The 14,484-nt window shown below is 53.7% G+C and carries 12 protein-coding genes and 1 tRNA gene; 6 read left to right on the top strand and 7 right to left on the bottom strand.

Annotation, left to right across the window (positions count from 1 at the left end; translation table 11 throughout):
* Positions 1-144: 144 nt before the first annotated feature.
* The gene (locus tag AC1931_RS05960) at positions 145-1,389 is read left to right on the top strand and encodes a hemolysin family protein (protein ID WP_483876332.1); all 1,245 of its coding nucleotides are present in this window, start codon (positions 145-147) and stop codon (positions 1,387-1,389) included.
* 254 nt (positions 1,390-1,643) lie between these two features.
* Here the strand turns inward: AC1931_RS05960 and AC1931_RS05955 are convergent.
* The 5 genes from AC1931_RS05955 to uvrB all read right to left on the bottom strand — a co-directional run bounded on the left by AC1931_RS05955 (position 1,644) and on the right by uvrB (position 6,744).
* A tRNA-Sec gene (locus AC1931_RS05955) sits at positions 1,644-1,739 on the bottom strand.
* 218 nt (positions 1,740-1,957) lie between these two features.
* Complete coding sequence (locus tag AC1931_RS05950; protein WP_483876331.1) at positions 1,958-3,370, bottom strand: MATE family efflux transporter; 1,413 nt, start codon at positions 3,368-3,370, stop codon at positions 1,958-1,960.
* Positions 3,371-3,403: 33 nt separating this feature from the next.
* Entirely contained in the window at positions 3,404-4,042 is a 639-nt protein-coding gene (locus tag AC1931_RS05945) for a YkgJ family cysteine cluster protein (protein WP_483876330.1), read from the bottom strand.
* Positions 4,043-4,056: 14 nt separating this feature from the next.
* Positions 4,057-4,728, bottom strand: coding sequence for a LysE family translocator (locus tag AC1931_RS05940; protein ID WP_483876329.1), 672 nt, complete (start codon positions 4,726-4,728; stop codon positions 4,057-4,059).
* A 24-nt stretch (positions 4,729-4,752) separates the two neighbouring features.
* Positions 4,753-6,744: an excinuclease ABC subunit UvrB gene (gene uvrB / locus AC1931_RS05935; protein ID WP_483876328.1), complete on the bottom strand. Its 1,992-nt coding sequence runs from the start codon at positions 6,742-6,744 to the stop codon at positions 4,753-4,755.
* An 82-nt stretch (positions 6,745-6,826) separates the two neighbouring features.
* Between uvrB and AC1931_RS05930 the strand changes: the two genes are divergently transcribed.
* The gene (locus AC1931_RS05930; protein WP_483876327.1) at positions 6,827-7,690 is read left to right on the top strand and encodes a YitT family protein; all 864 of its coding nucleotides are present in this window, start codon (positions 6,827-6,829) and stop codon (positions 7,688-7,690) included.
* A 7-nt stretch (positions 7,691-7,697) separates the two neighbouring features.
* On the opposite strand, the gene AC1931_RS05925 is transcribed toward AC1931_RS05930, so the two are convergent.
* On the bottom strand, positions 7,698-8,504 hold the full coding sequence (locus tag AC1931_RS05925; protein ID WP_483876326.1) for a M23 family metallopeptidase: 807 nt from the start codon (positions 8,502-8,504) through the stop codon (positions 7,698-7,700).
* 36 nt (positions 8,505-8,540) lie between these two features.
* A complete protein-coding gene (locus AC1931_RS05920; protein ID WP_483876325.1) occupies positions 8,541-12,107 on the bottom strand; it encodes a DUF748 domain-containing protein in 3,567 nt (1,188 codons plus the stop codon).
* A 189-nt stretch (positions 12,108-12,296) separates the two neighbouring features.
* On the opposite strand from AC1931_RS05920, the gene AC1931_RS05915 reads away from it, so the two are divergent.
* Genes AC1931_RS05915 through AC1931_RS05900 form a run of 4 tightly spaced genes read left to right on the top strand, consistent with a single transcriptional unit; the run spans position 12,297 to position 14,469 of the window.
* Positions 12,297-12,497 carry a DUF2905 domain-containing protein gene (locus AC1931_RS05915; RefSeq protein ID WP_483876324.1) on the top strand — a complete coding sequence of 67 codons (201 nt, stop codon included), beginning with the start codon at positions 12,297-12,299 and terminating at the stop codon, positions 12,495-12,497.
* A 9-nt stretch (positions 12,498-12,506) separates the two neighbouring features.
* Positions 12,507-12,965: a pyridoxamine 5'-phosphate oxidase family protein gene (locus AC1931_RS05910; RefSeq protein ID WP_483876323.1), complete on the top strand. Its 459-nt coding sequence runs from the start codon at positions 12,507-12,509 to the stop codon at positions 12,963-12,965.
* A gap of 8 nt (positions 12,966-12,973) precedes the next feature.
* Positions 12,974-13,975, top strand: a complete 1,002-nt coding sequence (locus AC1931_RS05905) for a nucleoside recognition domain-containing protein (RefSeq protein ID WP_483876322.1) — start codon at positions 12,974-12,976, stop codon at positions 13,973-13,975.
* Positions 13,972-14,469 carry a dihydrofolate reductase gene (locus tag AC1931_RS05900; RefSeq protein ID WP_483876321.1) on the top strand — a complete coding sequence of 166 codons (498 nt, stop codon included), beginning with the start codon at positions 13,972-13,974 and terminating at the stop codon, positions 14,467-14,469. Before AC1931_RS05905 ends, AC1931_RS05900 begins: the two co-directional genes overlap by 4 nt.
* The last annotated feature ends 15 nt before the right edge of the window (positions 14,470-14,484 follow it).

Genomic DNA, 14,484 nt, shown 5'->3' with positions numbered 1-14,484 from the left:
CTAGCGCGCCGTTCCCGCCCTTTCCTGTTGACAGGAAAAACCCTGAGACGATAGATTTGAAGAGCCTTTATCCCTGGCAACGATCAATGCCGCAGGTAAAGGTTTTTTATTTGACGACTACCCACCCAAACCGAAACGAAATGCATGCACCCGGACGCCCTTTTACTGATCACCTATGTTGCAATGGCGCTGTTTTTTTCCTTCCTCTGTTCCATTGCCGAAGCGGTGCTGCTGAGCATCACACCCTCGTACATTGAAGAACAAAAAGAGAAAAAACCGGCCTTTGCCGCCCTGCTCAAACAGTTGAAACAGGACAATGTCGATCAGTCCCTTGCCGCCATCCTGACCCTGAACACCATCGCCCACACCGTGGGCGCCATCCTCGCCGGAGCCAAGGCCGCCGTTGTCTTCGGCAACGCCTGGTTCGGCCTCTTCTCAGCCCTGATGACCCTGGCGATCCTGTTTTTTTCCGAAATTGTTCCTAAAACCATCGGCGCGATCTACTGGATCAGATTGACAAGACCAACCATCTTTTTTGTCAAAGGTTTAATTACCGCCCTCTACCCGATCGTCTGGCTTTCGGAACGATTCACTAAATTTATTACCCACGGCAAAGAGATCCATATTTTCAGCCGTAATGAATTCCTCGCCATGGCAAAAATCGGCAGTCAGACCGGTCACCTGTCAGACAAGGAAGCACAATTCATCACCAATCTCTTCCGATTTTCTCAAACCCAGGTCCGTGAAGTCATGGTTCCGCGCCCGCGCATCATCGCCCTGGATATTGATGAAACACCAACGAAAATCTTGTCCCGGGTCCGCGATTCTCGCCACTCACGCTTTCCGGTTTACCGTGGAGATATTGACAACATTCAGGGGTTCGTCCTGGCAAAAGAACTCCTCAACCTGGCAATCACATCACCTGACTTTTCTATCACTACTGTCTTGCGTAAACCCTATTTTGTTCCCGAGGCCAAGCGCGTCCACGACCTGATGCGTGAAATGCAGCAGGATTACACCCATATTGCGATGGTAGTGGATGAATATGGCATGCTCAGCGGACTGGTCACCACCGAGGATCTCCTCGAAGAGCTGGTTGGAGAAATCGAGGATGAGTATGACTCAGGCAAGCCCAAACGCATTCAGCGTCTTCAAAACGGTGCATTTATTGTTGATGCGCTGCTTTCTGTCAGTGATCTGGAGCAGCTTCTGGGGGCACGCTTTAACAATAAATCTGCCCGCTATGAAACCCTGTCCGGCATGATTCTGTACGAACTTGGTGAACTGCCCGAAGAAGGGAAAACCCTGATCATCAACAACTACCGATTCACCTGCACCAAGGTCAAGGGGACCGCCCTCCTCAAGGTAAAAATCGAACCCCTCCCTTAAGAGCTGATCTGTTGTTCGTGATGGGTTACATGATCCACAGAAAAAGCCCGTGTGAGTAACGGCGCCCACTTCAAAGACCTGCAGATAACATGCGCAACCACAGAGGGGGCAATGGGCACCACCCTTTGACCTGATTCCGGCTATTGGACTACTGATCTTGACCCGACCATGCCGGCTCGGGATTGTCCGACCAGACCAGTTCAGACAAAAACAAGGGGCTATGGAAAAATCCATAACCCCTTGTTTTTATTGATTGGCGGAGGCAGATGTGAATCGAACACACCGGGGACGGGATACGCCCCCCATCGGTTTTGAAGACCGTGAGCGCCACCAGGCTACTGACTGCCTCCGAAATTGTTACGTTAGAGGCTGCATTCTACGCTGACTCATATCATTTGCACAAGCAAATTTGATGCTTTTGCAAAAAGTATCAATTTAGATGGATAAGCAAAAAGCGCCAAATACAAGGCGCGTCATTGTTGAGCAATGAGGAGTACTTACATACCTTAAAGCAGTGAAACTATGGCTGTAACGCAGCAGTTGGTAAGTTTTTTCGACGCCATCAAATTCAGGAAATCAATGCAACATCCTCCCCTGGGTCCTGATCTTTAACCACCGCCAGGGTCTTCCAGTGCCCGTGACGAAAGCGCAGGTAAAACAGGCCGCCGCTGATCAGAAAAAAAACAATAAATGCCAGCCACACAGTAATCGGGCTCAAATTCAGCACCTTGAGAAAAACAAAAACAATCGGCACCATCAGCCAGTGCATGGCCACCGACAGCCCCATGGCCCACAGCGTATCCCCGGCCCCCCGCAGGGTGCCGCTGAACACCACGATGGTGGCATCGGCCAGCACATACAGTGCGGCGAGGCGCAACATATCCACCGCCAGGGGGGCGGCTGCCAGAAACAGCTCGTTGGCTTCGAAGGGGGCAAAAATCTCGACCATCTGCTGCGGCAAGGTGACAAACAGCAGCAGCACCAGCGATGAGTAGATCCAACCCATCTTCAAACCGGAAAGGGCGGCACGTTCGGCGACCTCCGGACTTCCCGCGCCCATGTAACGACCCACCAGACTGACAACGCCGATCTGCAGACCGAGCAGCGGTACAAAGGACACCAGATCCCAGTTAAAGACAATAGTCACCGCAGTCGCTGTCACCACGCCATGGCTGTGAAAAATCAGCACAATCAGGGTAAAGGCCAGCAGATTCAAAAACATCTCAACCCCGGCCGGCGAACCATAACGCAACAGTTTCTTCATAATCGTTCGTTGAAATAACCAGCTGGCGCCGATGGAAAATTCATCGCGATGCGTGCGCCGCAGATAGGCTGCCAGCAGCACCAGCAGGGCGCAAAAGCTGCTGAACAGGGTGCCGTAGGCCGCACCGCGCAGTCCAAGAGCAGGAAAACCGAGGTGACCGAAAATCAGAACGTAATTGGCACCGACATTGACAACCATAGCGACCATGGCGGAAATCATGACGATACGGGTACGGCCGATACCGGAGAAAAATCCGGACAGGCTGGTACGCAGCAGCACCAACGGGACACCGTACAGGAGAATATTAAAATAGATCTGCTGTTGTTCGCTCTGCTCCGCTGGTATATCCATCAGGCCGAACATCAGATGAACCAGTGGCCGACAGGCAAAAACCACCATGGTCGCAGGGATAACCAGCAGCATCGCCTGAGTAACCACCACTGCGCATTGGGATTTACGCCCGGCACCCAGATACTGAGCAACCAGAGCGGTGGTATAACCGATCAGCCCGACAAAAAAGGTCATCAGCATAAAGCTCGACAGGCCACCGGCCATGGCCGCATTCATCGGCTCCGGACCGATGCGCGATAAAAACAGCCGATCAATGAAGATCAGCAGGGTTTCGCAGGCATGGGACACCACCATCGGGGTAGAAATGGCGAGCATTTCACGAAAACCCCCGGGGGTGTTTAGCTCTGTTGTGGTTGTTGTACTCACCTGGTTTCTCGCTGGCGGGCAGAGTGAACGGAATCAGAAATCGGTGGAAAAATCGATCAGTAACCCACTCGGGATAAAGGTGTCCAGTTCCAACTGACGCTGCCCGGTTTCGTGCTCGGCGAACAACCCGAGGAGGTCGAACTCGCGGGTAAAAGCATCACGAAACGGATAGCGTAACTCCGTCATCTGCAGGGGATTGCTGTCGACAAAATTCAAGGAGCACCAGTCGTCGGAGAAAGACTCTCCCGAGCAGTCGATATTCGGCAATCCGTGCAACCGGCAGGTCATGGGACGCGACTCATAAACCAGACAACTGCCATCTTTGCCAAGCAGGGGGCAGGGGGTCAGATCATCCTCCGGCATATTCTGCCACCCATCGTCGGGCAGGTGATTGAGAATGTACGGGGGTTGAAATTCCGGCCAGCGCTGCTGCAAGACGGCAACCCGGCTGCGCGCTCCGGTCAGCACCTGCTCCTTGACAGGCGCAGCCAGCTCAGCAAAACCGGACTGCAACAACGCCGCATCGAGCAAACTGATCTCAAACAGGCCTCGGCAGCAGCCACAGCATCCTTGACGGCAGGCAATCTGTTCCCCTGACCGCGCAACACAACCGGCGAACCAGTCGTCAAAGCGGCCCAGCAGCTGACGATATTCAACGAGAATTTGCTTCACCCGTGACCCTTTCTTCAGCGCTGCGATGTCGCCAGCCTGATGGCCAGAAGGACAAAAACCGTGCCCGCGAGGCGATTAAGAAACAGCTGCACCTGCTGTGAACGGTTTAACCACTGTCCGAGGCTGCCGGCGAGCAGGGCGATACTGCCAAACACCAGGACTGTCGCCAGAATGAACAAGCTGCCGAGCAACAGCAACTGATAAACCACCGCGCCGCGACCCGGATCGGCAAACTGGGGCAGAAAGGCGAGAAAAAAGATCGACACCTTGGGGTTGGTGATATTCATAATGACACCACGGCGGTAATAACGCCAGTAACCGGGTGCCGCCCCGGACTCGGCCTGGATGGTCTCCGGCGCCGCCCGAAATGCTTGCCAGGCGAGATAAACAAGATAACCGGCACCGACAAATTTGAGCAGAGTAAAAGCAACGGCAGAGGTCTGAAAAATAATCGCGACCCCGAAGGCAACAGCGGCGGTGTGCACCAGCAGGCCGGTACACAAACCGAGCACAATAACCAGCCCCGGTCCACGACCGCGCAAGGCTGACTGGGTCAACACAAAGATATTATCGGGCCCCGGCGCCAACCCCAAAAGAACCGCGACCGAGAAAAAAGTGATGATGGTTTCAAAAGCAAGCATGAATGCCCCGATCACCATAGGGGCACAAATTATTGTGCCCGCCATGAGAATAATTCGTTGTCACCCTGTTTAAAAAAGCAGGGCCCGTTTTTCCAGCTCCAGCAACTGGTCCCGCAGTTTAGCCGCTTTTTCAAATTCCAGTTCGGCGGCTGCTTCGAGCATTTGCGCCTTGATTCCGGCCATCTTTGCTTTCAGGGCCTGAGGATTAGCATAGAGATCTTCTTCTTCGGCGCACAGGGGTAATTCCTTATCCTTGCGACCGATAAAATTATCGACAATCGAAAAGAGGGATTTGGTGACCGATACCGGCGTGATGCCGTGCTCCTGATTGTATTGCAGCTGCTTGATGCGCCGCCGCTCAGTCTCATCGAGACAGGCCTGCATTGAGCGGGTCACGCGATCCGCGTACATAATCACCCGACCGTCGATATGGCGAGCGGCGCGGCCGCAGGTCTGGATCAGCGAGCGCTCACTGCGCAGGAACCCCTCCTTGTCGGCATCAAGAATCGTTACCAGGGCCACTTCAGGAATGTCGAGCCCTTCGCGCAGCAGGTTGATCCCGACCAGCACATCGAATTCCCCTTCACGTAAAGCGCGGATAATCTGCACCCGCTCAACCGTGTCGATATCGGAATGCAGGTAGTTGACACGGATCCCCGCCTCCTGCAGATAGCCGGTGAGATCCTCGGCCATGCGCTTGGTCAGGGTCGTCACCAGCACCCGCGCGCGCCGATCAACGGTGACGCGAATTTCCTCAATCAGATCATCGACCTGATTGAGGGCCGGGCGCACTTCGATAGCAGGATCAACCAGTCCGGTCGGTCGGATGACCTGTTCGACAAACACTCCTTCGGCTTGTGCGAGCTCGTAATCGGCGGGGGTTGCTGACACATACACCGTTTGCGGCTGGCACTGCTGAAATTCCTCGAACATCAGCGGCCGGTTATCGAGCGCTGACGGCAGGCGAAAGCCGTAATTGACGAGGGTTTCCTTACGTGAGCGATCACCACGATACATGGCACCGACCTGACTGACGCTGACATGACTCTCATCAATGAACATCAAAGCATCATCCGGCAAGTAGGATAACAGGGTCGCCGGCGGCTCTCCGGGATGACGGCCATCAAGAAAGCGTGAATAGTTTTCGATCCCCTGGCAGTAACCCATCTCTTCAATCAGTTCGATATCAAAGAGGGTGCGCTGTTCAATCCGCTGGGCCTCAAGCAGCATGTTCTGCTCACGGAAATGCTTAATCTGCCGTTGCAATTCGTCCTGGATTTCACCGATGGCGCGCTTGAGGGTTGGCTTGGTAGCGACATAATGGCTGGCCGGAAAGATCGCGGTGCGCTCAAGGCGATCAATAACCTGGCCGCGCAGGGGATCAATTTCGCTGATGGCATCGATTTCGTCCCCGAAAAACTCGATACGCAGGGCCCGTTTTTCCTCGTAGGCGGGAAACACCTCGACACTGTCCCCGCGTACCCGGAAGGTACCACGGTGAAAGTCGATATCGTTACGTTCATACTGGATTTCAACCAGACGGTGGAGAAAATCATTGCGCTTGAGCTCCATCCCGGTGCGCAGATCAACAAGCATCCCATAATAGGCTTCCGGCGAACCCAGGCCGTAGATACAACTGACCGAAGCAACGATCAGCACATCGCGACGCGACAACAGGGAACGGGTGGCACTATGGCGCAGCTTGTCGATTTCCTCATTGATGGAGCTGTCTTTTTCGATGAAGGTATCAGTCGAGGGGACATAGGCTTCGGGCTGATAGTAATCGTAATAACTGACGAAATATTCCACCGCGTTGTTGGGGAACAGTTCCTTGAACTCGCCGTAAAGCTGCGCCGCCAGGGTTTTGTTGTGGGCCAGCACCAGGGTTGGGCGCTGGAGGCGCGCCACAACATTGGCCATGGTAAAAGTTTTACCCGAACCGGTGACACCGAGCAGCACCTGATGGCGGTCACCACGTCCGATGCCGGCGACCAGCTCATCGATGGCCTGGGGCTGGTCACCACAGGGGGAGTAGGGAGATATCAGTTCAAATTGCGCCATGGAATTTCTTTTTAAAAGTGTTGTTTTTTTGCGTCAAAGCGTTAGAGTGTTCGGTTCGAACGCAATCTGCGGAGGATACGGGATGACGAAAGAAAAAAGCAAATTTGTTTACTCAGTTTTCTGGAACTGTTCGCTGATCACCTGCGGCTCGCTGATTCAAACCCTGGCTCTCAAAGGGGTTGCGATTCCCCACAATTTTGTTCCCGGCGGCCTGTTCGGGATCGGTTCACTGATTTATTATCTGACCGAAGTGCTTAATCCAGGACTGCTCTATCTACTATTAAACATCCCGTTGTTTGTCCTCGGCTACATCTTTATTTCACGCCGCTTCCTGTGGTACAGCGCTTTGGCGATGGCGCAAATCACAATTTTTTACCAGCTGTTCCAGTTTGAAATCTATATCGAGAACCAGCTCTACGCTGCCTTAACCCTGGGAGTCATGCTCGGTTTCGGTGCCGGCATGGTGCTACGTTCCCTCGGTTCCAACGGAGGCCTTGATGTGATCGCGGTCATCCTTTATCAGAAATATAATATCGGTATCGGCAAGACCTATTTCGGTTTTAATCTGATCCTGTTCAGCTTGAGTTTTTTGAGTCTCGACAATGATCTGGTGATTGCATCAATGATCGCCGTCTTTGTCACCTCAGTGACTCTGGACTACACCCTGTCCATGTTCAACCAACGCAAACTGGCCTTCATTATTTCGGAGAAATCTGAATCCATCGCTGACCGGGTGATGACAACATTAAAAATCGGCACCACCCTGCTCCCGGCTATCGGTGCCTACCGCAAGGAGGGCCGTACGGTGATGATGGTGGTGATCAACAATATCCAGCTCAAGCGTCTCGAAGAGATTGTTTTTACTACCGACGCACACGCCCTGTTTATTGTCGAAAACACCTTCAGCGTTCTGGGGTCGACCTTCTCAAAAAGGAAGATTTATTAGGAGAAACTCAGTTAGGCATTGCGCCAACCACCAATGCCGGATCAAGGCGGACATCGAACCAGTTCAGGCGCCAGTCAAGATGCGGGCCGGTCACCCGACCGGTAGCACCGACGGTGGCGATAAGCTGCCCCTGGTTAACATGCTGACCAACCTCGACCAGAATGTCATGCAGGTGCAAAAAGGTTGAGGCGAGTCCATGGCCATGGTCAACCACCAGGGTGGTGCCGGCAAAAAACATCCCCGGATGGACATAGGTCACGATCCCGCCCGCCGGCGCCTTGACCGGAGTCCCCTTTGGTACGGCAATGTCAATGCCGAAATGGGGCTGCCGCGGCTCACCGTTGAAAATCCGCTGGCTGCCATAAACCCCGGTAATGCGACCGGTCAACGGCCAGCTGAAGGGCTCAAGGAAATCACGGTTCTCATTGACCAGTTGACGGACGGCAGAGATCTCCGCTGCCTCACGGCCAATCCGCTCGAGATCTTCCGGCGATGGTTCCATTAACCGCTGACTGATGCCGTCAATCCGCTGGATCCGATAGTCACGCGGTTCAAGCTGAATCTGCTGTTGGCGCACCTGACCCTCCGGGGATTGCACCAGCAACTCCTTTTCAAGAGCAGCCCCACGGCCAAAGCCGATGATGAAATCTCCTGTCACGGTCACCGGCACCTGACGCCCCTGGAATACCACCCGGCAGTCAGCACAGGTACGCCCAAACACCAACCCGCCAGGTGTAAAATGACCACGCAGATCAAGCCCAGCCGCAGGCACCGGCACGGCAACCAGGAGCAGTAACAATAACAACTTTTTCACTATCTACCTCGTTGGCATCCAGCATCCCGACAGAAACTACCTGGGAATAATTCCCAGCTCAACCCGACTCGCCGGTTCCTCTTTGGGGGGTGCAAAGATATCGGTTTTTTTCAGAAAGAGCCGCGGGGTCAGTTCCTCACTTATCGTTTCGAGGACATTGCGCACCGCCAAAGCCCGATCACGGGCCAACTCCGCCAGCTGCTCTTCTTCAACGACAATATGGGCCAGCAGCAGCTTCTCCATCTCCTCATCAGGCAGGCTGGTAAGCATTCCCAGCAGATTCCGCGGGCGCGGGAAGGTTGCGTCCTCGTACACCTGTAACAGCAGCTCAGAATAGTTTTCCTCATTAATAATCAGATCTTCGCTATCCGCCGGCGGTTGGCCCTGACGTTGCAAATTACGCAGCAGTGCTTCTCTGAGCATCTGCTCGAGGCGCTCCTGACGGTAGGCTTCCGGGTCATTGTCGCGATCGGCAAAACCGCTGATTTCAAGATTGAATGCCGGACGCGACAGCAGCACTCCGGCCAGTTCTGTCAGCTTCTCCAGTTGTGCCTCATCCAGACGGGCAGTGCCATGGGAAAATTCTACATCGCTGTAATCTTTATCACTGCCAAGCATGGCGGTCAGCAATGAAAAAGGCGCCGTCGCCGCCCGCACCAGCAGATTTCGCAATACGGTAAAAATGGTGCCGGCCAGACTGAAGTTCGGATCGTTCAAATCGCCGGAAACCGGAATATCCAGATGAATTTCTTCGTTGCGATCTTTCAGCAGGGCGATGGCGAGACGGATCGGCAGGTTAACCGCCTTATCACTCTGCACCGTTTCACCCAGATTGAACTGATCGAACATCACCCGGTTAGCGGCGCTGATTTGCTGCTGTTCGACATGATAATTCAGATCAAGATGGAGCTTGCCACGATCAATAGTGTAACCCAGATAAGTTTCCGAGTAGGGGGTCATTGGAGTCAGATCGATATCCTTGAAACTCAGGATCAGGTCAAGATACAGATCCTCACTCAAGGGGTTGATCTTGCCACTGATAGTCAGGGGTGAGTGATTTTCCAGTCGCCCGCGCAGATCAACATCAGCAAGCATGTCAGCGCTTGAGCGCATACCGCTGATACGCCCCCCCAGGTCATACATGGTGGTCGAAAACACCCTTGGCACATGACGATCGACAAAGGTAACCGTTCCCCCCTGCAGGGTAACCTCATCGATGCGGATATCTGCCGGGGTCGTGTCAGGGCCAGTTACGGTGGCGGCAGCTTCAGCTACCACCGAAGATTCCTCAGTGACAGTCGGAGCACCAAAGCCGGTCAGATTCATCTGCCCATCGGCGGTGATCTGAACGGCGGCCAGATAGTTATTCAACACCAGTTCACGAATATGCAGCCGCAACGGGTCGATATCTCCAGCCATCCCCTTGATGGCAAACCCTTCCCAGGAAATCAAAGTGCCGGCGGCAACAGGATCACGCAAGGCAAAGTGGGTCAGATCAATATCACCGGAGAATCCTCCGCTGATATTGTCACCAAGCCGTTTGACATCCAGCTTGAGATCCGTATGCAGAAATCCGTCTGCAATGGAAAAATTCAACTCCGGCGGGATAAAGTCGTTGAAATCGGCAAGGGAAACAGCGCCGACATTGATGTCTGCCGCAATGCTCAAGGGGGTATAGACCCACTGCCCTTGAACGTCAACACGCCCCTGCTCACCGACCTGCGCAGCAAACCGGTAGGGGCTGCTTTGCGCTACAGGATAGTGCAGTTCCTTAAGTTCCAGATCGATATGCTGCAACTCCACCCGCGGCCGTTCCGCCAGTGTTGCATCGGTAAAGCTGATCAGGGCGTTATCTATGGTAAATTGTCTTAACGCCAGCTCCCACTGTGCTGCGGAAGTCTCATCGACAAGCTCTTCGGCCGGGTCCTCGACCTTTTTGAGCTCCGGCTGTTCACGCAGCAGCAGCTCGGGCGAAAAACGTCCATCGGCCAGGCGGGTAAAGCCGATCTCGGCGCCGGTTAATTGGATTTTTTCAACGGTTATCTGTTGTTCACGCCGATCAAGAGTACCACCTGTCAGGTTCAATTCAGCCAGTTTGAGCTGATCCTCAGCGGTGAAGGGAACCAGCAGTTCACGCAGACGAATGCTGGTGTCGGACAGCTGCACATCGTTCTGCGAAGTATACGAAAAGCGCGTTGCAAGATCGACAACCCCCTGTAGGGGCCGAGTCAGCCAGGGTTCCAGATAGGGGTAGTAGGGTTGCAAAGGAATGTTATCCAACCCGGCAGTAAAAACCGCAGAAAGAGGCTGGAGCGTCACTTCTCCACTGACATCCACATCGCTCTGATGGGCGCTGTGCAATCTCAGATCGATTATCGTGGACTGTTGTGGGTGATTATTCAGCCGTTGAACGTCAAGATTGATGTCGCGCAGGGTTTCCGTCACCGGGTCCTGAACAAAAGCATCGTGAAAGTGAAGCACTCCATCAAAAATGGTTATCCGCTCGGCATTGAACAAAAAAGGCGGTGTTTCTTCGACCTCCTGCGGAGGCGCTCCCTGGTCGTTTTCTGGGGCAGCTGAACTCACCAAAGCTTCAAGGTTCCAGCGGCCGACAGGATTGCGACTGATCCATAGCTGCGGATCATGGAGCTCCACCATGGCCAGATTCACATCCCGGCGCAACAGATTGGCCCAATCGAGATCAGCCACCAGTAGCGGCAGATCGAACAGCGGCTGTTGATCCCGATCCTGGATCAGCAGATCGTCAAGCACCAGGTTTCCCCCCACCAGCAATTGCGGCGCTGCGCTGCGGGAAATTCGGTAGGAAAGGTCAAGATCGAGATCGAGGGTTCCACGCTGGATCACAACCGGCAAGGGCACAGGAGAGTGATAGGCATAAAAGGGCAGATCGACATCACTCAAATTGACAAAAAGTTCGGTTTCGAGAGAGTCATGGAAGGGTTTGAGTCGGCCATTGGCAGAGATTTCAGCATCATTGAGCTGCAGGCTTAAGCTTGGCTGAACGTATTTGTCGAGCAGAAAAGGAATATTGCCGACAAAAGGGACACTCAAGTCCAGCTGGCGAATCCGGTGGTGGGGCTGGGTGGCAGAGGTATAATCGATAAAATCGAGGGCACCCCCTTTCACCACAATATTGTTCAACGAAAACTCAAAAGAGTGTTTCTCCGCCACAGGATCAGGCTCTACCTCTTCCTGCGTGGCAAACAGGGCAACAAAATCAGAGAAGTTGTAAAGCTGCTCACCGAGCAACGCGATATTCAGATAGGGGCGGTCGATCTCGACGCGCCCGAAAATCAGCGCCCGGCGTAACAGAGAATAGGGGCTGACCGCAACCATCACCCGCTCGAACGAAACAAAGGGGTCGTTCCCATCGGGTTCGGTCAGGACAACGCCATCCAACTCGAGGGTGAGGGTAAAGGGGTTGAAATACACCCGTTCATAACTTAAGGTGCGCTCGGTGTGAGCGGCGATCCACTGCTCTGACTGTTTTTGTAACTGCCAGGGAACAATCAGCATTGACAGCAGCAGCAACCCGACAACAACAGCAATAGCTATCAGTAATTTTTTTAACCAGCGAGGCATCGTATCCTCTTGATCATGACTTTTTCATGGCCTGACTGCAACCGCACGACATTAACTCTTCAGTTCCAAGAATAGCAGACCGGAGAAAAAATTTCCTGCAATTCAAACCATCTTCATCAGCTCACCAAGCGCTTATCTTGTGCTACACTACAGGGACGCAAACGATCAGCAAAGAGGTGTCCCGAAAACATGCAGAAGACCCTGATTTTTGCAGGCATTGTCATTCTTATGATTGGCCTGCTCTGGCCTTGGCTCGGCAAGCTTCCGCTGGGGCGGTTACCCGGAGATATTGTTATCGACAAGCCGGGATTCAAGATGTTTTTTCCCATTACCAGTATGCTGCTGGTTAGTGGTCTGGTTTCAGTGATCATCTGGCTATTGCGAAAATAAGGGGTGAATATGCGACGACATGAAAAAGAGATTACCGCTACCGGCGAGCTGGAACAGGTATTATGGCAGGGACGGGTCTGCCATCTGGCCATCCCGGATGACCCCCTGCCGTATCTGATACCGCTCAACTACGGCTATCAGGATGGTGCCCTGTATTTCCACTCCGCCCTCCAGGGACGCAAGATCGAGCTGTTGAAAAAACAGCAGCAGGCATGTTTCAGTGTTACCATCGATTACGGTATTATCGAGGCCGAGCGGGCCTGCAACTGGGGTGCCCGCTTTACCAGTGTGCTGGGCTCCGGGCGGATTGAGCTTATCGATGATCGGCAGCAAAAACAGGCAGCTCTGCACATCCTGATGGCACAATATACAGACCAGACCTTCAGCTTCGAACCGGAACAAGTCGATGCTACCCTGGTTTTCAAGCTGGTCATTGAATCCATGAGCGGCAAGCAGTCCCGTGGTTAAATAAACATATGTTAAAAAACTTTTTCCAGACAGTTAACAACCTGTTTCGCAACGCATTGCGTACCAGTCTGATGCTGTTCAAGATTATTATTCCGATCAGCATTGCCACCCGTTTTTTACAGCAGTGGGGGGTCGTTGATCAATTCGGAATACTGCTCGGGCCGGTCATGGAGCTGGTTGGACTGCCAGGCCAGATGGGGCTGGTGTGGGCCACTGCCATGGTCACCAACATTTACGGCGGGATGGTGGTTTTTGCTACCGTTGCGCCGGGCCTAAATCTGACGGTCGCCCAGGTGACGGTCTTAAGTACCATGATCCTGGTAGCTCACGCCCTGCCGGTAGAACTGCGGATCGCCCAGAAGGCCGGAACCCGTTTTCGCGCCAGCGTGATGATCCGCGTGATTGGCGCTCTGCTTCTCGGCTGGCTGCTGCATATCTCCTACCAGCTGAGCGGCACCCTCCAGCAGGCCAATCAGGCCCTCTGGAATCCCCCTGTCATCGATCCGACCTGGAGCGCCTGGCTGCTGGCGGAACTGCGCAACATGCTGATTATTTTCCTGATTATCCTGACCCTGATGGCGGTGCTGCAGATCATGAAAAAAATCGGTATCACCACCTTGATGACGAGGCTGCTGGAACCATTGCTGAAGTTCCTCGGCATGAGTCGCGACGCCGCCCCGGTCACTATTATCGGCATGACCCTGGGTCTGAGTTACGGCGGTGGGCTGATTATCCAGGAAGCGCAATCGGGTCGTTTAAGCAAGCGCGACCTGTTTGCCTCAGTCACGCTGATGGGGTTATGTCACAGTATTTTTGAAGATACCCTGTTGATGATGGTTCTCGGTGCCCATGTATCGGGCATTTTCTGGGGCCGGCTGTTCTTTTCCCTGTTAGCGATCTTCCTGCTGGTACGGCTGATCAATAAACTTCCGGAGCACCTGTTTGAGCTCTATCTGGTGCGCCCGGTTCCGGTTATCAGTGCCAATCCGGCTGACAGGACGGTTGGATGATCATTGCGCTGATCGCTGCCATGGACCGCAACCGCATCATCGGCCATGCCGGGACCCTGCCCTGGCATCTGCCCGCCGATCTGCAGTGGTTCAAGCGTCATACCACTGGACATGCCTTGCTCATGGGGCGGCGTACTTTTGAAGCTGTCGGCCGCGCCTTGCCCGGTCGCCGCACCATTGTCGTCAGCCACAACCCGGACTACCAGGCTCCCGGTTGCATTGTCGCAACCAATATTCCGGCTGCCATTGCGGCGGCCAAACCCGCTGAACAGCTGTTTATCTGTGGTGGCGGCGAGATTTACCGGCAAACCTTTAACCTGGCAGAGCGTATTTACCTGACGGAGCTTGATATTGACGTCACAGGTGATACCTTTTTCCCTGAATTCTGCGAAGATGAGTTTGAGATTGTTTCTCAGGAACAGCGCTCAGGACCCTTTAAATACCGATTTTCAATTTTTCATCGTAAACAGCAACCACCGTCTTTTGTCACATAAGTCAAAGGAAATATC

The sequence above is a fragment of the Pelovirga sp. C15f genome (assembly GCF_057178085.1).
This window is presented reverse-complemented; position numbering and strand designations above follow the sequence as displayed.